Genomic DNA, 19,817 nt, shown 5'->3' on the forward strand with positions numbered 1-19,817 from the left:
GCCACGGGCTGCGGTGCGCTCCGCTCTCTTTTCCCCCTCCCCCTTCCCCCCCCCCCCCCCCCCCCCCCCGCCCCCCCCCCCCCCCCCCCCCCCCCCCCCCGCGGCGCGTTCGGACCCCCTTGACGGAGTTAGTGATTGAGTACTAACTTTCTTGCATGGTCAGGATGAGCGCGGACGAGCGGCGCGAGAGCGTCATCCGGGCGGCGATGCACGAGTTCGCCCGGGGCGGGTACTACGGCACCTCCACCGAGGCGATCGCCAAACGGGTCGGGGTCTCGCAGCCCTACCTCTTCCGGCTCTTCCCGAACAAGCAGGCGATCTTCCTCGCCGCCGCGATGCGGTGCATGGCGGAGACCCGGCAGGTCTTCGCCGACGCCGCCGAGGGGCTGGAGGGGGAGGAGGCGCTGGACGCGATGGCGAACGCGTACACGCAGCTGATCGCCGACGATCCCGACAAGCTGCAGATGCAGCTCCAGACGTACGTGGCCGTGGCGGCCGCCGAGGCGGCGGGCGAGCACGAGTTCGGCGAGCTGGTCCGCGCCGGCTGGCTGGAGCTCTGGAGCACCGTCCACATCCCCCTGGGTGCGGACGAGAAGGAGACCACGACGTTCATGGCGTTCGGGATGCTGATCAACACCCTCGCCGCCATGGGGTTCAAGCCGGGCCATCCCATCTGGGAGGGCCTCTACCCGTCGGCGCGGGCCAAGGGCGCCGCAGGGGAGTAGCCGGGCGGGAACGCGCGCCGGGAGCGGCGCGCGTCTTTTCACGGCAAGGAAAGTTAGTCATCAATAACTAACTCGAACCGACCGACCACGGGAACCGCAGGGGAAGCGATGGAACAGCAGTCCGGGACACTGCGCGGCCGCGCCGCGTGGGCCCTCGTCATCACCGGTGCCGCCAGCTTCATGGCGGCCCTCGACAACCTCGTCGTCACCACCGCCCTCCCCGCCATCCGCGAGGACCTCGGCGGCGGGCTCGAAGACCTCGAATGGACGGTGAACGCCTACACGCTCACCTTCGCCGTCCTGCTGATGCTCGGCGCCGCACTCGGCGACCGGTTCGGCCGCCGCCGGCTCTTCCTCGGCGGCCTCTCCGTCTTCACCGCCGCCTCCGCGGCCGCCGCCCTCTCACCCGGCATCGACGAGCTGATCGCCGCCCGGGCCGTCCAGGGCGCCGGCGCCGCCGTCATGATGCCGCTCACCCTCACCCTGCTCACGGCCGCGGTCCCGGCCGCCCGCCGGGGCACCGCCCTGGGCATCTACGGAGCCGTCACCGGAATCGCCATCGCCAGCGGCCCGCTGATCGGCGGCAGCCTCACCGAGCACATCTCCTGGCAGTGGATCTTCTGGCTGAACGTGCCCATCGGCCTGGCCCTGCTGCCCCTCGCCCGCCTGCGGCTCGCCGAGTCCACCGCCCCCGAGGCCCGCCTCGACCTCCTCGGCACCGTGCTCATCAGCCTCGGCCTCTTCGGCATCGTCTACGGCCTGGTCAACGCCAACATCGAGGGCTGGACCAGCCTGCCCGTGCTCACCGCCCTCGGCGGCGGAAGCCTCTTCACCGCCCTGTTCGTCCGGCACGGGGTCCGCGGCCGCCGGCCCCTGCTGCCCATGAAGCTCTTCCGCAACCCCGGGTTCTTCGGCATCAACATCGCCAGCCTGCTGATGTTCCTCGGCATGTTCGGCTCGATCTTCCTGCTGGCCCAGTTCCTCCAGGGCGTGTCCGGCTTCTCGCCCACCGAGGCGGGGATCCGGATGCTCCCGTGGACCGCCATGCCCATGATCGTCGCCCCGCTCGCCGGATTCCTCTCCGACCGGATCGGCGGCCGCCCCGTGGTCGTCGCCGGACTCGCCCTCCAGGCCGCCGGGCTCGCCTGGTTCGCCGCCGCCCTCGCCCCCGGCGTCGCGTACACCGCCCTGCTGCCCGCCCTGGTCCTCGGCGGCACCGGCATGGCCCTGTTCATCGCCCCCGCCGCCAACGTGCTCATGTCCACCGTCGGTCCCGCCGACCGGGGCGTGGCCTCCGGCGCCAACAACGCCCTGCGCGAGGTCGGGGGAGCCCTCGGGGTGGCCGTGCTCTCCTCCGTGTTCTCCGCCCGGGGCGGCTACGAGAGCGCCGAGGCCTTCACCGACGGCACCGTCCCCGCCCTGTGGATCGGTGCCGCCGCCGTGGCCCTCGCGGCCCTCGCCGGGCTCCTCATCCCCGGCCGGGCCAAGGCCGCCCGCACCCTCCTCGCGGCCACCGGCCCCGAACCGGCCACCGGCCCCGAACCGGCCCCCGAACCGGCCCCCGGAACCGCCCCCGCCCCCGCCCGCGCCCGGGTGTGAGCAACCGCGCACCCCGAACCCCACAGCGGTCCGTGGCCCCGCCGGGAAGGCAGGGCCGCGGACCGTACTCTTGTCCACGTGCAGGAACTCCACGACGCCCCCCTCGCCCCGCTGACCACCTTCCGGCTCGGCGGCCCGGCCACCCGGCTGGTCACCGCGACCACCGACGCCGAGGTCGTCGCCGCCGTCCGCGCAGCCGACGAGAGCGGCACCCCGCTCCTCGTCATCGGCGGCGGCAGCAACCTGGTCATCGGCGACCGCGGCTTCGAGGGCACCGCCCTGCGCATCGCCACCACCGGCTTCCACCTCGACGGCACCCGCCTGGAGCTCGCCGCCGGCGAGAACTGGTCCGACGCCGTCGCCCGCACCGTCGAAGCCGGGCTCGCCGGCATCGAATGCCTCGCCGGCATCCCCGGCTCCGCCGGCGCCACCCCGATCCAGAACGTCGGCGCCTACGGCCAGGAAGTCTGCGACACCATCACCGAGGTCGTCGCGTACGACCGCACCCGCCGCGAGACGGTCACCCTGACCGCCGCCGAGTGCGCCTTCTCCTACCGCGACAGCCTCTTCAAGCACCAGCCGGACCGCTACGTCGTCCTGCGCGTCCGCTTCGCCCTGGAGGACGCGGGCGGCCTCTCCGCGCCGATCAAGTACCCCGAGACGGCCCGCGCCCTCGGCGTCGGCGCCGGCGACCGGGTCCCCGCCGCCACCGCCCGCGAGACCGTGCTGCGGCTGCGCGCCGGCAAGGGCATGGTCCTCGACCCCGAGGACCACGACACCTGGTCGGCCGGCTCCTTCTTCCACAACCCGGTCCTCGGCGACGAGGCGTACGCGGCCTTCCTCGCCCGCGTCCACGACCGGCTCGGCCCCGACACCGCCCCGCCGGCCTACCCCGCCGGGGAGGGCCGTACGAAGACCTCCGCGGCCTGGCTCATCGACAAGGCCGGCTTCACCAAGGGCTACGGCACCGGCCCGGCCCGGATCTCCACCAAGCACACCCTCGCCCTGACCAACCGCGGCGGGGCCACCACCGAGGACCTCCTCGCCCTCGCCCGCGAGGTCGTCGCGGGAGTCCACGCCGCCTTCGGCGTCACCCTGGTCAACGAACCGGTGACCGTCGGCGTCAGCATCTAGGACGACCGAGACCACCAGACCCCCCCGAGGCACCGGAGGACCGCGGCCGGCCATGCGCTGCCCCCTGCACGGGTCCGGAACGGACCCCACCCGACTGGTGGGACGGACGATCGAGCGGATCGTCGCGTCCTGGCACCTCTACGAAGGCGAGCGCTCCGAGGTCCCCCTCGACGTCTGGCTCATCGACGGCCTGGGCGAGGCCACGCGGATCACCACCGGCTCCGACTGGTGCCTGATCGTCGAGGCCTCCGCCCCGCACGAGTCCTACGAGTCGCACGACATGGGCGCCTGGGGCCGCATCGAGATCGGCGAGGACCTCGGCGACCACCCGTTCCTGCGCCACCTCGGCGAGACCGTGGCCTCCGTGGCGGAGTTCGCCCTCCCCGACCACGGCCGCACCCACCTGGAGATCGGCTTCCCCAGTGGCCAGGTCCGCGCCGACTGCCACGAGGGCGACCTGCGCCTCACCCGGATCGCCGGCCCGCCCGCCGGCACCCCCGCGGGCCGGCCCCCGTCAGCTCGCGAGCCAGTCGTCGATGCCCGAGAGCAGCTTTCCCCGGACGTCCTCGGGAGCCGCTGAGCCGCGCACCGACTGCCGGGCCAGCTCCGCCAGCTCCGCGTCCGTGAAGGCGTGGTACCGGCGGGCGATCTCGTACTGCGCGGCCAGCCGCGAGCCGAAGAGCAGCGGGTCGTCGGCGCCCAGCGCCATCGGGACCCCCGCATCGAAGAGCGTCCGCAGCGGCACGTCCTCGGGCTTCTCGTACACGCCCAGCGCCACGTTCGAGGCCGGGCAGACCTCGCAGGTCACCCGCCGCTCGGCGAGCCGCCGCAGCAGCCGGGGGTCCTCGGCGGCCCGCACCCCGTGCCCGATCCGGGAGGCGTGCAGGTCGTCCAGGCAGTCCCGGACCGAGGAGGGCCCGGTCAGCTCCCCGCCGTGCGGGGCGGCCAGCAGCCCGCCCTCGCGGGCGATGGCGAAGGCCCGGTCGAAATCACGGGCCATGCCGCGCCGCTCGTCGTTGGACAGGCCGAAGCCCACGATGCCGCGGTCCGCGTAGCGCACGGCCAGCCGGGCCAGGGTCCGGGCGTCGAGCGGGTGCTTCATGCGGTTGGCGGCGATCAGCACCCGCATCCCGAGACCGGTGTCCCGCGATGCGGAGTCCACCGCGTCGAGGATGATCTCGATCGCCGGGATCAGCCCGCCCAGCAGCGGGGCGTACGAGGTCGGGTCGACCTGGATCTCCAGCCAGCCGCCGCCGTCGCGGACGTCCTCCTCGGCGGCCTCCCGCACCAGCCGGACGATGTCCTCGGGCTGCCGCAGACAGGCGCGGGCGGCGTCGTACAGGCGTTGGAAGCGGAACCAGCCCCGCTCGTCCGTGGCCCGCAGCTTGGGCGGCTCCCCGGCCGTCAGCGCATCGGGCAGCCGTACGCCGTACTTGTCGGCGAGCTCCAGCAGCGTGGCCGGGCGCATGGACCCGGTGAAGTGCAGGTGCAGATGGGCCTTCGGCAGAAGCGTGAGATCGCGTACTTGCTCCATCTGGTGATCCTGCCGCACGAACGGGTGGTTTGGGAGGGCGTTTTCCCGATCGTGGAATGCGCGAACACAAAAGCGGGCGGCACCTCGAACGAGGCGCCGCCCGCTTCCGGGACGCGCGGGGACCGCAGGCTCAGGCCTTGGCCTCGGCCAGCAGGTTCTGGATCCGGGTGACGCCCTCGACCAGGTCGTCGTCACCGAGCGCGTACGAAAGGCGCAGGTAGCCGGGGGTGCCGAAGGCCTCGCCCGGGACCACGGCGACCTCGGCCTCGTCCAGGATCAGCGCGGCCAGCTCCATGGAGGTCTGCGGGCGCTGCCCGCGGATCTCCTTGCCCAGCAGCTCCTTCACCGAGGGGTAGGCGTAGAACGCGCCCTCCGGGGTCGGGCAGAAGACGCCGTCGATCTCGTTGAGCATCTTCACCATGGTCTGGCGGCGGCGGTCGAAGGCCTTGCGCATCTCCGCGACGGCGTCCAGGTTGCCCGAGACGGCGGCGATGGCGGCCACCTGGGCGACGTTGGAGACGTTCGAGGTGGCGTGCGACTGGAGGTTCGTCGCGGCCTTGACCACGTCCTTCGGGCCGATGACCCACCCGACCCGCCAGCCGGTCATCGCGTACGTCTTGGCGACGCCGTTGACCACGATGCACTTGTCGGCCAGCTCGGGCACCAGCACCGGCAGCGAGGTGAAGACCGCGTCGCCGTAGACCAGGTGCTCGTAGATCTCGTCGGTCAGCACCCACAGGCCGTGCTCGGCGGCCCAGCGGCCGATCGCGCGGGAGTCCTCCTCGCTGTAGACCGCACCCGTGGGGTTGGACGGGGAGACGAACAGGACGACCTTGGTGCGCTCGGTGCGCGCGGCCTCCAGCTGCTCCACGGTGACCCGGTAGCCCGTGGTCTCGTCGGCCACGACCTCGACCGGGACGCCGCCGGCCAGGCGGATGGACTCGGGGTACGTGGTCCAGTACGGAGCCGGGACGATGACCTCGTCACCCGGGTCCAGGATCGCGGCGAAGGCCTCGTAGATCGCCTGCTTGCCGCCGTTGGTGACCAGCACCTGCGCCGGGTCCACCGCGTAGCCGGAGTCCCGCAGGGTCTTCTCGGCGATGGCCTTCTTGAGCTCGGGCAGGCCGCCGGCCGGCGTGTACCGGTGGTACTTCGGGGTGCGGCAGGCCTCGACCGCGGCCTCGACGATGTAGTCCGGGGTCGGGAAGTCGGGCTCGCCCGCGGCGAAGCCGATGACCGGGCGCCCGGCGGCCTTGAGGGCCTTGGCCTTGGCGTCGATCGCGAGGGTCGCGGACTCGGAAATGGCGCCGATGCGGGCGGACACGCGGCGCTCGGTGGGAGGCGTTGCAGAGGTCATGCGGCCCATCGTCCCAGACGGAAAACGGCCGCCGCACACCGTTTCAGGGACCGGACGCAAGAGGTCCGGATCCGCGCCGGCGGGAGGTCGGGACAGGTGCTGTTCGACGCGGGGACCAAGAGCACGTACACTCACCTGTCGTTGGCCTTCGCCGATCGCTCAGAACGCGGGCACTCCGTGCACTCGCTCCGATGCGGTAGGTTGGGGAAGCAACAAAGGGTCGTAGCTCAATTGGTAGAGCACTGGTCTCCAAAACCAGCGGTTGGGGGTTCGAGTCCCTCCGGCCCTGCTCCACACTCCTTCGCCGGATGTGTGCGCAGGTACGTACTTCGATGCACCGCCGTGCGGCTCAACCGGGCGCGGCACGGCCATGACCCGGATTCAGGTGAGAGACGTGACGGACGCCCTGGGCTCCATCGACATGCCTGACGCCGAGGACGACACCCGCGAGAAGAAGGCCCGCAAGGGCGGCAAGCGCGGTAAGAAGGGCCCTCTCGGCCGCCTCGCGCTGTTCTACCGCCAGATCGTTGCGGAGCTCCGCAAGGTCGTTTGGCCGACTCGGAACCAGCTGACGACGTACACCACCGTGGTGATTGTCTTCGTCGTCATCATGATCGGTCTCGTTACCGTGATTGACTATGGGTTCCAGGAAGCCATCAAGTACGTCTTCGGCTGATCCCCGCGGAGGGCGGCGCCTTGATGAGGCGACCGCCCCTTTTCGCATGTTCCACCCCTCTTTGTATCCAGGAAGAAGCAGCCACCGTGTCTGACCCGAACCTGAACGTGAGCCACGACTCCGTCGAGTCCGTCGAGGACGAGCTCGACATCGTCGAGGCGGCGGACGCTGTGGACCCGGACGAGGCTGAGATCGCCGACGCCGCCGAGGCGGACGAGGACGCCGCCTTCGAGGCCGACGAGGACGAGGCCGACGAGGACGGCCAGGCCGAGGACGCCGACGAGGACGAGGAAGACGAGTCCGAGGACGAGGAAGGCGCCGAGGAGGACGAGGCCCCCGAGGCCGAGGCCGCCCCGGAGGAGCCCGCCGAGCCCGTCGACCCCGTCCAGGCGCTCCGCGACGAGCTGCGCCTGCTCCCGGGCGAGTGGTACGTCATCCACACCTACGCGGGCTACGAGAAGCGCGTGAAGGCGAACCTGGAGCAGCGTGCCGTCTCGCTGAACGTCGAGGAGTTCATCTACCAGGCCGAAGTGCCCGAGGAAGAGATCGTCCAGATCAAGAACGGCGAGCGCAAGAACGTCCGCCAGAACAAGCTTCCCGGCTACGTCCTGGTCCGCATGGACCTCACCAACGAGTCCTGGGGCGTCGTCCGCAACACGCCGGGCGTCACCGGCTTCGTGGGCAACGCCTACGACCCGTACCCGCTGACCCTGGACGAGATCGTCAAGATGCTCGCGCCGGAGGCCAAGGAGAAGGCCGACAAGGCCGCCGCCGAGGCCGCGGGCCTGCCCGCCCCGGCCGTCAAGCGCACCATCGAGGTCCTGGACTTCGAGGTCGGCGACTCGGTCACCGTCACCGACGGCCCCTTCGCCACCCTCCAGGCGACCATCAACGAGATCAACCCCGACTCGAAGAAGGTCAAGGGCCTCGTCGAGATCTTCGGTCGCGAGACCCCGGTCGAGCTCAGCTTCGACCAGATCCAGAAGAACTGATCCAGGTCTTCTGAAGCGAAGCTTCCGGACAGGTCAGACCGGCCCCTCGCGGCCGGTCTGACCTGCTCGGTTTTAAGCCCCGCACCGATACCCGCTATCGTGGTGCGGTATGCCTCCATCCGGATGACCGGTTGGCGGCTGGAAAACTCTCACTAGGACCCGGAGAGAGCAATGCCTCCCAAGAAGAAGAAGGTCACGGGGCTTATCAAGCTCCAGATCAACGCCGGTGCGGCCAACCCGGCCCCGCCGGTCGGCCCCGCGCTGGGTCAGCACGGCGTCAACATCATGGAGTTCTGCAAGGCCTACAACGCCGCGACCGAGTCGCAGCGTGGCATGGTCGTGCCGGTGGAGATCACGGTCTACGAAGACCGTTCCTTCACCTTCGTCACCAAGACCCCGCCGGCCGCGCGCCTGATCCTCAAGGCCGCCGGTGTGGAGAAGGGCTCGGGCGAGCCGCACAAGACCAAGGTCGCCAAGCTCACCAACGAGCAGGTTCGCGAGATCGCCACGGTCAAGCTGCCCGACCTGAACGCCAACGACCTGGACGCCGCCGCGAAGATCATCGCCGGCACCGCCCGTTCCATGGGCATCACGGTCGAGGGCTGATCAGCCTTTCGCAGTCCCCAGTGGTAGGGCCCGCGCTGGCCCGCACCACGACTCCACACCTGAAGCAAAAACACAGGAGCAGAAGTGAAGCGCAGCAAGACCCTCCGCGCTGCGGACGCCAAGGTCGACCGGGAGAAGCTGTACGCCCCGCTCGAGGCCGTCCGTCTCGCCAAGGAGACCTCCTCCACCAAGTTCGACGCGACCGTCGAGGTTGCCTTCCGCCTGGGTGTCGACCCGCGCAAGGCCGACCAGATGGTCCGTGGCACCGTGAACCTCCCGCACGGCACCGGTAAGACCGCCCGGGTCCTGGTCTTCGCGACCGGTGACCGTGCTGCGGCCGCGGAGGCCGCCGGCGCCGACATCGTCGGCTCGGACGAACTGATCGACGAGGTCGCGAAGGGCCGTCTGGACTTCGACGCGGTCGTCGCCACCCCGGACCTCATGGGCAAGGTCGGCCGCCTCGGCCGCGTGCTCGGTCCGCGTGGTCTGATGCCCAACCCGAAGACCGGCACGGTCACGATGGACACGGCCAAGGCCGTGACCGACATCAAGGGCGGCAAGATCGAGTTCCGCGTCGACAAGCACTCGAACCTGCACTTCATCATCGGCAAGGTCTCCTTCTCCGATGACAAGCTGGTCGAGAACTACGGCGCGGCCCTGGAGGAGATCCTCCGTCTGAAGCCGTCCGCCGCGAAGGGCCGCTACATCAAGAAGGCCGCCCTCTCCACCACCATGGGCCCCGGCATCCAGCTGGACCCGAACCGCACCCGGAACCTCCTCGTCGAAGAGGACCCGGCCGCGGTCTGAGCCTGACGGCTCGCCTGCACGGAACCGGGCCCCGCACCTCTCCGGAGGTGCGGGGCCCGGTTTTTGGCTTTCCGCCCGCCTGTACGCGCCGGTAATGTCGGTTTCCGTTTGCTGATCACAGCCGATGACCACAGCCGTACCACGTGGGGGGAACGATCCATGAGCACGTACCAGAGGAAGACCGCCGCGGCCCTGCTGGCCGCCGTCCTGCTCGCCGGCGGAGCCACCGCCTGCGAGGACGGGAAGAAGGCCGACAAGGGCGCCGCCAAGGCCTCCGGGGCGGCGCAGCCGGCCCGCAAGCCCGCCATGGCGCCGGCCGCGTACCTGGAGAAGGTCGAGCGCAACTCGCAGGACATCACCTCGCTGCGGTACACGATGCAGGGCGGTGCGGGCGGGCAGAAGGTCTCGGGCGAGGTCTCCATGCGCCTCAAGCCGACCATCGCGATGTCCATGGTGATGGCCAACCCGCAGAAGGCCGGGGAGAAGATCGACATACGCCTGGTCGACGGCGTGATGTACATGGGCGCCGAGGGCAAGTGGCTCAAGTTCGACCTCAAGGCCGCGAGCCCGGAGTCGGCGGCGCAGCTGGACGCCCTGGGGAACGCGGGGCAGAGCGGGGAGAACCCCGGTGACCGCGCCGGCGCGCTGAAGGCCTCCAAGGACCTCAAGGTGGTCGGCGAGGAGACCGTCGACGGCGAGAAGACCACCCACCTGTCGGGCACGGTGACCCTGGACCAGATGAAGGCCTCGCTCGCGGGGAACACCCCCGAGGCCAAGGCCCGCAAGGAGAAGCAGATCAAGCAGCTGGAGCAGCAGGGCGTGACCAGCCTGCTCATGGACATGTGGATCGACGGCACCGACCACACCAAGCAGATGCGCATCCGGGGCCGGATGAAGCAGGGCCCGATGGACATGACCATGAAGTTCCTGGACTACAACAAGCCCGTGCAGGTCACCGCCCCCACGGGGGAGGTCGTGGACCTCGGCGAGGCCATGAAGAAGAAGGGCGCCACCGGCGGCGTCCAGGGCTGAGGCGGAGCCCGGGCCGGGCGATTTGCCTCGGCTCGGGCCCTTCACGTACAGTCGTCGAGAAGCCAAAGACCGCTGGTCGTTGCTGCGTCCCTCACCGGGCGCGGCGGCCGAAGGATCCGTTGAATACGGACGACCCGCGCAGGTGACAGTGGAAAGTTCCCGGATCCCGTATCCGGTCGAGCTCAGCCCCGTGCGCCTGCGCCGGGGCGTTTTGTTTTGTTCAGCCCCTTCCGAGCGGTCCTCATCACCCGGAAGGAGGCCGACGCTCTATGGCAAGGCCCGACAAGGCTGCATCGGTAGCCGAGCTCACGGACGCGTTCCAGAGCTCGAACGCCGCCGTGCTGACCGAGTACCGGGGTCTCACCGTGGCGCAGCTCAAGACGCTGCGTCGTTCGCTCGGTGAGAACGCCCAGTACGCCGTGGTGAAGAACACGCTGACCAAGATTGCGGCCAACGAGGCCGGGATCACCGCACTGGACGAGCACTTCGCTGGTCCGACCGCGGTCGCCTTCGTCACCGGTGACCCGGTGGAGTCGGCGAAGGCTCTGCGTGACTTCGCCAAGGAGAACCCGAACCTCATCATCAAGGCCGGTGTCCTTGACGGTAAGGCTCTCTCCGCCGACGACATCAAGAAGCTTGCGGACCTCGAGTCCCGCGAGGTTCTGCTCTCCAAGCTGGCCGGCGCGTTCAAGGGCAAGCAGTCCCAGACTGCCTCGCTCTTCCAGGCGCTGCCGTCGAAGCTCGTCCGCACCGTGGACGCCCTTCGCGCCAAGCAGGACGAGCAGGGCGGTGCCGAGTAATTCGGCTCGCGCATTGATCCGCGCCGCCTAGTGCGCGGGTCGTAGCGGGCCGTAAGTACGCCCGCCTTTCGATACATACGGCACCTGCCGGAATTAGTGGAAGGATCGCCCATCATGGCGAAGCTGTCTCAGGAAGACCTGCTCGCGCAGTTCGAGGAGATGACCCTCATCGAGCTCTCCGAGTTCGTGAAGGCGTTCGAGGAGAAGTTCGACGTCACCGCCGCTGCGGCGACCGTCGCCGTTGCCGCCCCGGCCGGTGGCGCGGGCGACGCGGGTGCGGTCGAGGAGAAGGACGAGTTCGACGTCATCCTCACCGGCGCCGGCGACAAGAAGATCCAGGTCATCAAGGTCGTGCGTGAGCTGACCTCCCTGGGCCTGAAGGAGGCCAAGGACCTCGTCGACGGCACCCCGAAGCCCGTCCTCGAGAAGGTCAACAAGGAGGCCGCTGACAAGGCCGCCGAGGCCCTCAAGGCTGCCGGCGCGGCTGTCGAGGTCAAGTAACACCTCTGGGGCCTCCTGCAGGCCCCTGCCAAGGGCGATCACCCGTAAGGGTGGTCGCCCTTTGGCGTATCCGCGGTGCCTGACTTGCCCTCTCCTCGTTGGGGAGTATGGTGATCTTCGTTGCCTGGCGGCCCCCCGATCGGGCCCGGTGATGATCCGCACGGGGCAGGGGGCCTTGACGAACGGCACGCGGCGCGCAATTCTCAGGACGCGTCGTTACGTCGATCCGGATTCGAGGCATGGATCGACTGCGAAGAGGGCAGTACTGATACACGCTCTGTGTGCGAGGGCCGCAGTGTGAACAACAAGGGGAAGGCCTGTTGCCGGACTCCGGAAACCTGGTCTGGACATCAGTGAGCCAAGTGGCTACACTGACCCTTTGCGCTGCCTGTTAGCTGCCCCCTGCCCGTCGCCAGGGGCATGCCCACGCTGAAGCACACACGGAGAAGTCTCTCTGACCAGGGGTTTCATCCTTTGTGTACGGCTGGGACCGGTACGCGCGTAGTGAGTCCGAGCCCTCGGAAGGACCCCCTCTTGGCCGCCTCGCGCAACGCCTCGACCAATATGAACAACGGCGCCAGCACTGCCCCGCTGCGCATCTCCTTTGCAAAGATCAAGGAGCCCCTCGAGGTTCCGAACCTCCTGGCGCTGCAGACCGAGAGCTTTGACTGGCTGCTCGGCAATGCCGCCTGGAAGGCTCGCGTCGAGTCGGCTCTCGAGAGTGGACAGGACGTCCCCACCAAGTCCGGTCTGGAGGAGATCTTCGAGGAGATCTCCCCGATCGAGGACTTCTCCGGGTCGATGTCGCTGACCTTCCGCGACCACCGCTTCGAGCCCGCGAAGAACTCCGTCGACGAGTGCAAGGAGCGCGACTTCACGTACGCGGCCCCGCTCTTCGTCACGGCCGAGTTCACGAACAACGAGACCGGCGAGATCAAGTCCCAGACGGTCTTCATGGGCGACTTCCCGCTCATGACCAACAAGGGCACCTTCGTCATCAACGGCACCGAGCGTGTCGTCGTGTCCCAGCTGGTCCGCTCCCCGGGTGTCTACTTCGACTCCTCCATCGACAAGACGTCCGACAAGGACATCTTCTCCGCCAAGATCATCCCGTCCCGGGGTGCCTGGCTGGAGATGGAGGTCGACAAGCGCGACATGGTCGGTGTCCGCATCGACCGCAAGCGCAAGCAGTCCGTGACCGTCCTCCTGAAGGCCCTCGGCTGGACCACCGAGCAGATCCTCGAGGAGTTCGGCGAGTACGAGTCCATGCGCGCCACCCTGGAGAAGGACCACACCCAGGGCCAGGACGACGCGCTGCTCGACATCTACCGCAAGCTGCGTCCGGGCGAGCCGCCGACCCGTGAGGCCGCGCAGACGCTGCTCGAGAACCTGTACTTCAACCCGAAGCGCTACGACCTCGCGAAGGTCGGCCGCTACAAGGTCAACAAGAAGCTGGGTGCCGACGAGCCGCTCGACGCCGGTGTGCTCACCACCGACGACATCATCGCGACGATCAAGTACCTGGTCCGCCTGCACGCCGGCGAGACCGAGACGATCGGCGAGAACGGCAACTCGATCGTCGTCGAGACCGACGACATCGACCACTTCGGCAACCGTCGTCTGCGCAACGTCGGCGAGCTCATCCAGAACCAGGTCCGCACGGGTCTGGCCCGCATGGAGCGCGTCGTCCGCGAGCGCATGACCACGCAGGACGTCGAGGCGATCACGCCGCAGACCCTGATCAACATCCGGCCGGTCGTCGCCTCCATCAAGGAGTTCTTCGGCACCAGCCAGCTGTCGCAGTTCATGGACCAGAACAACCCGCTGTCGGGTCTGACGCACAAGCGTCGCCTCTCGGCGCTGGGTCCCGGCGGTCTGTCCCGTGAGCGGGCCGGCTTCGAGGTCCGAGACGTGCACCCGTCGCACTACGGCCGCATGTGTCCGATCGAGACCCCCGAAGGCCCGAACATCGGTCTGATCGGCTCGCTCGCGTCCTACGGCCGCGTCAACGCGTTCGGCTTCATCGAGACCCCGTACCGCAAGGTCGTCGACGGCGCCGTCAGCGACGAGGTCGACTACGTCACCGCCGACGAGGAAGACCGCTTCGTCATCGCCCAGGCCAACGCGCGCCTGGACGACGACATGCGCTTCGCCGAGGGCCGCGTCCTGGTCCGCAAGCGCGGCGGCGAGGTCGACTACGTCGAGCCGTCCGACGTGGACTACATGGACGTCTCCCCGCGCCAGATGGTGTCCGTCGCGACCGCGATGATCCCCTTCCTGGAGCACGACGACGCCAACCGCGCCCTCATGGGCGCGAACATGATGCGCCAGGCCGTTCCGCTCATCAAGGCGGAGGCCCCGCTCGTCGGCACCGGCATGGAGTACCGCTGTGCCGTCGACGCCGGCGACAGCATCAAGGCGGAGAAGGACGGTGTGGTCCAGGAGGTCTCGGCCGACTACATCACCGTCGCCAACGACGACGGCACGTACACCACGTACCGCGTAGCCAAGTTCTCCCGCTCGAACCAGGGCACCTCGGTCAACCAGAAGGTGATCGTCAACGAGGGCGACCGGGTCGTCGAGGCCCAGGTCCTCGCCGACGGTCCGGCGACCGAAGAGGGCGAGATGGCCCTCGGCAAGAACCTGCTCGTGGCATTCATGCCGTGGGAGGGTCACAACTACGAGGACGCGATCATCCTGTCGCAGCGCCTCGTGCAGGACGACGTCCTCTCCTCGATCCACATCGAGGAGCACGAGGTCGATGCCCGTGACACCAAGCTCGGCCCCGAGGAGATCACCCGGGACATCCCGAACGTCTCCGAGGAGGTCCTGGCCGACCTCGACGAGCGCGGCATCATCCGCATCGGTGCGGACGTCGTCGCCGGCGACATCCTCGTCGGCAAGGTCACGCCCAAGGGCGAGACCGAGCTGACCCCCGAGGAGCGCCTGCTCCGCGCGATCTTCGGCGAGAAGGCCCGCGAGGTCCGTGACACCTCCCTGAAGGTGCCCCACGGCGAGATCGGCAAGGTCATCGGCGTCCGCGTCTTCGACCGCGAGGAGGGGGACGAGCTTCCCCCGGGCGTGAACCAGCTGGTCCGCGTCTACGTCGCCCAGAAGCGCAAGATCACCGACGGTGACAAGCTCGCCGGCCGCCACGGCAACAAGGGTGTCATCTCCAAGATCCTCCCGATCGAGGACATGCCCTTCCTCGAGGACGGCACCCCGGTCGACATCATCCTGAACCCGCTCGGTGTCCCGTCCCGAATGAACCCGGGGCAGGTCCTGGAGATCCACCTCGGCTGGCTCGCCAGCCGCGGCTGGGACGTCTCCGGCCTCGCGGACGAGTGGGCCCAGCGCCTGCAGGCCATCGGCGCCGACAAGGTCGCCCCCGGCACCAACGTCGCCACCCCGGTGTTCGACGGTGCCCGTGAGGACGAGCTCGCCGGCCTCCTGCAGCACACGATCCCGAACCGCGACGGCGAGCGCATGGTGCTCCCGTCCGGCAAGGCGCGCCTGTTCGACGGCCGCTCCGGCGAGCCGTTCCCGGACCCGATCTCGGTCGGGTACATGTACATCCTCAAGCTCCACCACCTGGTCGACGACAAGCTGCACGCCCGTTCGACCGGTCCGTACTCGATGATCACGCAGCAGCCGCTGGGTGGTAAGGCGCAGTTCGGTGGCCAGCGCTTCGGTGAGATGGAGGTGTGGGCGCTGGAGGCTTACGGCGCCGCGTACGCCCTCCAGGAGCTCCTGACCATCAAGTCCGACGACGTCACCGGCCGAGTGAAGGTCTACGAGGCCATCGTCAAGGGCGAGAACATCCCCGAGCCGGGCATTCCCGAGTCCTTCAAGGTGCTCATCAAGGAAATGCAGTCGCTCTGCCTCAACGTGGAGGTGCTGTCCTCGGACGGCATGTCCATCGAGATGCGCGACACCGACGAGGACGTCTTCCGCGCGGCGGAGGAGCTCGGTATCGACCTGTCCCGGCGCGAGCCGAGCAGCGTCGAAGAGGTCTGACGGGCCTGACGGGGGCTCCCACCGGAGCCCCCGTCGTCCCCGGGACCGTTCAGACCACTGATCAAGAGACACGACCCCGAAAGAGGGATTGACGCACAGTGCTCGACGTCAACTTCTTCGACGAGCTGCGGATCGGCCTTGCCACCGCGGACGACATCCGAACCTGGTCGCACGGCGAGGTCAAGAAGCCGGAGACCATCAACTACCGCACCCTGAAGCCCGAAAAGGACGGACTCTTCTGCGAGAAGATCTTCGGTCCGACCCGGGACTGGGAGTGCTACTGCGGCAAGTACAAGCGTGTCCGCTTCAAGGGCATCATCTGTGAGCGCTGTGGCGTCGAGGTCACCCGCGCCAAGGTGCGCCGTGAGCGGATGGGCCACATCGAGCTGGCCGCTCCCGTCACGCACATCTGGTACTTCAAGGGCGTCCCGTCGCGCCTGGGCTACCTGCTCGACCTGGCGCCGAAGGACCTCGAGAAGGTCATCTACTTCGCCGCGTACATGATCACCTTCGTGGACGAGGAGCGTCGTACCCGCGACCTGCCGTCCCTGGAGGCCCACGTCTCCGTCGAGCGCCAGCAGATCGAGAACCGCCGTGACGCGGACCTCGAGGGCCGCGCCAAGAAGCTGGAGTCGGACCTCGCCGAGCTCGAGGCCGAGGGTGCCAAGGCCGACGTGCGCCGCAAGGTGCGCGAGGGTGCCGAGCGCGAGATGAAGCAGCTCCGCGACCGCGCCCAGCGCGAGATCGACCGTCTGGACGAGGTCTGGTCGCGCTTCAAGAACCTCAAGGTCCAGGACCTGGAGGGCGACGAGCTCCTCTACCGCGAGCTGCGTGACCGCTTCGGCACGTACTTCGACGGCTCGATGGGTGCCGCGGCGCTGCAGAAGCGCCTGGAGTCCTTCGACCTGGAGGAGGAGGCCGAGCGCCTCCGCGAGATCATCCGTACCGGCAAGGGCCAGAAGAAGACCCGTGCGCTCAAGCGCCTCAAGGTCGTCTCCGCGTTCCTGCAGACCAGCAACAGCCCCAAGGGCATGGTGCTCGACTGCGTGCCGGTCATCCCGCCGGACCTGCGTCCGATGGTGCAGCTGGACGGTGGCCGCTTCGCGACCTCCGACCTGAACGACCTGTACCGCCGTGTGATCAACCGCAACAACCGCCTGAAGCGCCTTCTCGACCTCGGTGCCCCCGAGATCATCGTGAACAACGAGAAGCGCATGCTCCAGGAGGCGGTCGACGCCCTCTTCGACAACGGCCGCCGCGGCCGCCCGGTGACGGGCCCCGGCAACCGTCCGCTGAAGTCCCTCAGCGACATGCTGAAGGGCAAGCAGGGTCGATTCCGTCAGAACCTGCTCGGCAAGCGAGTCGACTACTCGGCGCGTTCCGTCATCGTCGTCGGCCCGCAGCTGAAGCTGCACCAGTGCGGTCTGCCCAAGGCCATGGCGCTGGAGCTCTTCAAGCCGTTCGTGATGAAGCGCCTGGTGGACCTGAACCACGCGCAGAACATCAAGTCGGCCAAGCGCATGGTCGAGCGCGGCCGCACCGTCGTGTACGACGTCCTCGAAGAGGTCATCGCCGAGCACCCGGTGCTGCTGAACCGTGCGCCCACGCTGCACCGCCTCGGCATCCAGGCCTTCGAGCCGCAGCTGGTCGAGGGCAAGGCCATCCAGATCCACCCGCTCGTCTGCACCGCGTTCAACGCGGACTTCGACGGTGACCAGATGGCCGTCCACCTGCCGCTCTCCGCGGAGGCGCAGGCCGAGGCCCGCATCCTGATGCTGTCCTCGAACAACATCCTCAAGCCCGCCGACGGCCGTCCGGTGACGATGCCGACCCAGGACATGGTCCTCGGTCTGTTCTTCCTCACCACCGACGGCGAGCTGCGCGACGTCAAGGGCGAGGGCCGTTCCTTCGGCTCCACCGCCGAGGCGATCATGGCGTTCGACGCCGGCGAGCTCTCGCTGCAGTCGGCCGTGGACATCCGCTTCCCGGTGGGCACCATCCCGCCGCGCGGCTGGGTGCCCCCGGTCGCCGAGGAGGGCGAGCAGGAGTTCCAGCCGGGCGACAGCTTCCGTCTGAAGACCACGCTGGGCCGTGCGCTCTTCAACGAGCTGCTGCCCGAGGACTACCCGTTCGTCGACTACTCGGTGGGCAAGAAGCAGCTCTCCGAGATCGTCAACGACCTGGCGGAGCGCTACCCCAAGGTCATCGTGGCGGCGACGCTCGACAACCTGAAGGCGGCCGGCTTCCACTGGGCGACCCGTTCCGGTGTCACCGTGGCCATCTCCGACGTCGTCGTGCCCGAGGCCAAGAAGGCCATCGTCGCGGGCTACGAGGCTCAGGACGAGAAGGTCCAGAAGCAGTACGAGCGCGGTCTGATCACCAAGGACGAGCGCACGCAGGAGCTCATCGCGATCTGGACCAAGGCGACCAACGAGGTTGCCGAGGCGATGAACGCGAACTTCCCCAAGACCAACCCCATCTTCATGATGGTTGACTCGGGTGCCCGAGGAAACATGATGCAGATGCGACAGATCGCCGGTATGCGTGGTCTGGTGTCGAACGCGAAGAACGAGACCATCCCGCGTCCCATCAAGGCCTCGTTCCGCGAGGGCCTCTCCGTGCTCGAGTACTTCATCTCCACGCACGGTGCCCGTAAGGGTCTCGCCGACACCGCCCTGCGTACCGCCGACTCGGGTTACCTGACCCGTCGTCTGGTGGACGTCTCGCAGGACGTGATCATCCGCGAGGAGGACTGCGGCACCGAGCGCGGTCTGAAGCTCAAGATCGCGGTCCGCGGCGAGGACGGCGTCCTGCGCAAGGCCGACGACGTCGAGACCTCCGTGTACGCCCGCATGCTGGCCGAGGACGTCGTCATCGACGGCAAGGTCATCGCGCCGGCCAACGTGGACCTCGGCGACGTCCTGATCGACGCGCTGGTCGCCAACGGCGTCGAGGAGGTCAAGACCCGCTCGGTCCTGACCTGCGAGTCCGCGGTCGGCACCTGTGCCTTCTGCTACGGACGCTCGCTCGCCACCGGCAAGCTGGTCGACATCGGTGAGGCGGTCGGCATCATCGCCGCCCAGTCCATCGGTGAGCCCGGTACCCAGCTGACGATGCGTACCTTCCACACCGGTGGTGTGGCCGGTGACGACATCACCCAGGGTCTGCCGCGTGTCGTCGAGCTCTTCGAGGCCCGTACCCCGAAGGGTGTCGCCCCGATCTCCGAGGCCGCCGGCCGCGTGCGGATCGAGGAGACGGAGAAGACCAAGAAGATCGTCATCACGCCGGACGACGGCTCGGACGAGACGGCCTTCCCGATCTCGAAGCGCGCCAAGGTCCTCGTGCACGAGGGCGACCACGTCGAGGTGGGCCAGAAGCTCACCGCGGGTGCCACCAACCCGCACGACGTGCTCCGCATCCTCGGCCAGCGTGCCGTCCAGGTCCACCTGGTCGGCGAGGTCCAGAAGGTCTACAACTCGCAGGGCGTGTCGATCCACGACAAGCACATCGAGATCATCATCCGGCAGATGCTCCGCCGGGTGACGATCATCGAGTCCGGCGACGCCGAGCTGCTCCCGGGCGAGCTCGTCGAGCGCTCGCGCTTCGAGACCGAGAACCGTCGTGTGGTCACCGAGGGCGGTCACCCCGCCTCCGGCCGTCCGCAGCTGATGGGTATCACCAAGGCCTCGCTGGCGACGGAGTCCTGGCTGTCGGCCGCCTCCTTCCAGGAGACGACCCGAGTCCTGACGGACGCGGCGATCAACGCCAAGTCCGACAGCCTCATCGGCCTCAAGGAGAACGTCATCATCGGTAAGCTCATCCCGGCCGGTACGGGTCTGTCCCGCTACCGCAACATCCGGGTGGAGCCCACCGAGGAGGCCAAGGCCGCGATGTACTCGGCCGTCGGCTACGACGACATCGACTACTCGCCCTTCGGCAGTGGGTCCGGCCAGGCCGTCCCGCTGGAGGACTACGACTACGGCCCGTACAACGGCTGACGGTCGCGCGAGTCAGGCTCGTGAAGAAGCCCCCCACCG

General features: G+C 68.7%; 15 protein-coding genes and 1 tRNA gene. 14 read left to right on the forward strand and 2 right to left on the reverse strand.

Annotated elements, in window-relative coordinates:
• Positions 1–155: 155 nt before the first annotated feature.
• From ACZ407_RS07470 to ACZ407_RS07485, 4 genes are all read left to right on the forward strand, one after another.
• Positions 156–725: a TetR/AcrR family transcriptional regulator gene (locus tag ACZ407_RS07470; RefSeq protein ID WP_468126291.1), complete on the forward strand. Its 570-nt coding sequence runs from the start codon at positions 156–158 to the stop codon at positions 723–725.
• 108 nt (positions 726–833) lie between these two features.
• Positions 834–2,324 (forward strand): MFS transporter, encoded by a 1,491-nt coding sequence (locus ACZ407_RS07475; protein WP_468126292.1) that lies wholly within the window; start codon positions 834–836, stop codon positions 2,322–2,324.
• 78 nt (positions 2,325–2,402) lie between these two features.
• A complete protein-coding gene (locus tag ACZ407_RS07480) occupies positions 2,403–3,458 on the forward strand; it encodes a UDP-N-acetylmuramate dehydrogenase (protein ID WP_468126294.1) in 1,056 nt (351 codons plus the stop codon).
• Positions 3,459–3,555: 97 nt separating this feature from the next.
• Complete coding sequence (locus tag ACZ407_RS07485; protein ID WP_468126296.1) at positions 3,556–4,038, forward strand: hypothetical protein; 483 nt, start codon at positions 3,556–3,558, stop codon at positions 4,036–4,038.
• Here ACZ407_RS07485 and ACZ407_RS07490 read toward each other — a convergent pair.
• Positions 3,973–4,992: an adenosine deaminase gene (locus ACZ407_RS07490; protein ID WP_468126298.1), complete on the reverse strand. Its 1,020-nt coding sequence runs from the start codon at positions 4,990–4,992 to the stop codon at positions 3,973–3,975. The genes ACZ407_RS07485 and ACZ407_RS07490 overlap by 66 nt on opposite strands.
• A 130-nt stretch (positions 4,993–5,122) precedes the next feature.
• Positions 5,123–6,349 carry a pyridoxal phosphate-dependent aminotransferase gene (locus tag ACZ407_RS07495; protein WP_468126299.1) on the reverse strand — a complete coding sequence of 409 codons (1,227 nt, stop codon included), beginning with the start codon at positions 6,347–6,349 and terminating at the stop codon, positions 5,123–5,125.
• Positions 6,350–6,565: 216 nt separating this feature from the next.
• Between ACZ407_RS07495 and ACZ407_RS07500 the strand changes: the two genes are divergently transcribed.
• The 10 genes from ACZ407_RS07500 to ACZ407_RS07545 all read left to right on the forward strand — a co-directional run bounded on the left by ACZ407_RS07500 (position 6,566) and on the right by ACZ407_RS07545 (position 19,778).
• Positions 6,566–6,638 (forward strand) — tRNA-Trp (locus ACZ407_RS07500).
• A 105-nt stretch (positions 6,639–6,743) separates the two neighbouring features.
• Positions 6,744–7,025 carry a preprotein translocase subunit SecE gene (gene secE, locus ACZ407_RS07505; protein ID WP_468126301.1) on the forward strand — a complete coding sequence of 94 codons (282 nt, stop codon included), beginning with the start codon at positions 6,744–6,746 and terminating at the stop codon, positions 7,023–7,025.
• Between the two features lie 86 nt (positions 7,026–7,111).
• Entirely contained in the window at positions 7,112–8,017 is a 906-nt protein-coding gene (gene nusG / locus ACZ407_RS07510; protein ID WP_468126303.1) for a transcription termination/antitermination protein NusG, read from the forward strand.
• 171 nt (positions 8,018–8,188) lie between these two features.
• On the forward strand, positions 8,189–8,623 hold the full coding sequence (gene rplK, locus ACZ407_RS07515; protein ID WP_468126304.1) for a 50S ribosomal protein L11: 435 nt from the start codon (positions 8,189–8,191) through the stop codon (positions 8,621–8,623).
• Between the two features lie 84 nt (positions 8,624–8,707).
• The gene (rplA, locus tag ACZ407_RS07520) at positions 8,708–9,430 is read left to right on the forward strand and encodes a 50S ribosomal protein L1 (protein WP_468126306.1); all 723 of its coding nucleotides are present in this window, start codon (positions 8,708–8,710) and stop codon (positions 9,428–9,430) included.
• A 159-nt stretch (positions 9,431–9,589) separates the two neighbouring features.
• A complete protein-coding gene (locus tag ACZ407_RS07525) occupies positions 9,590–10,462 on the forward strand; it encodes an SCO4651 family lipoprotein (protein WP_468126307.1) in 873 nt (290 codons plus the stop codon).
• Positions 10,463–10,731: 269 nt separating this feature from the next.
• Positions 10,732–11,262, forward strand: a complete 531-nt coding sequence (rplJ, locus tag ACZ407_RS07530) for a 50S ribosomal protein L10 (protein ID WP_468126309.1) — start codon at positions 10,732–10,734, stop codon at positions 11,260–11,262.
• 114 nt (positions 11,263–11,376) lie between these two features.
• The gene (rplL, locus tag ACZ407_RS07535) at positions 11,377–11,763 is read left to right on the forward strand and encodes a 50S ribosomal protein L7/L12 (RefSeq protein ID WP_468126310.1); all 387 of its coding nucleotides are present in this window, start codon (positions 11,377–11,379) and stop codon (positions 11,761–11,763) included.
• Positions 11,764–12,297: 534 nt separating this feature from the next.
• A complete protein-coding gene (gene rpoB, locus ACZ407_RS07540) occupies positions 12,298–15,780 on the forward strand; it encodes a DNA-directed RNA polymerase subunit beta (RefSeq protein WP_468126312.1) in 3,483 nt (1,160 codons plus the stop codon).
• Between the two features lie 98 nt (positions 15,781–15,878).
• Positions 15,879–19,778 carry a DNA-directed RNA polymerase subunit beta' gene (locus ACZ407_RS07545; protein WP_468126314.1) on the forward strand — a complete coding sequence of 1,300 codons (3,900 nt, stop codon included), beginning with the start codon at positions 15,879–15,881 and terminating at the stop codon, positions 19,776–19,778.
• The last annotated feature ends 39 nt before the right edge of the window (positions 19,779–19,817 follow it).

The sequence above is a fragment of the Streptomyces sp. NPDC030809 genome (assembly GCF_055572195.1).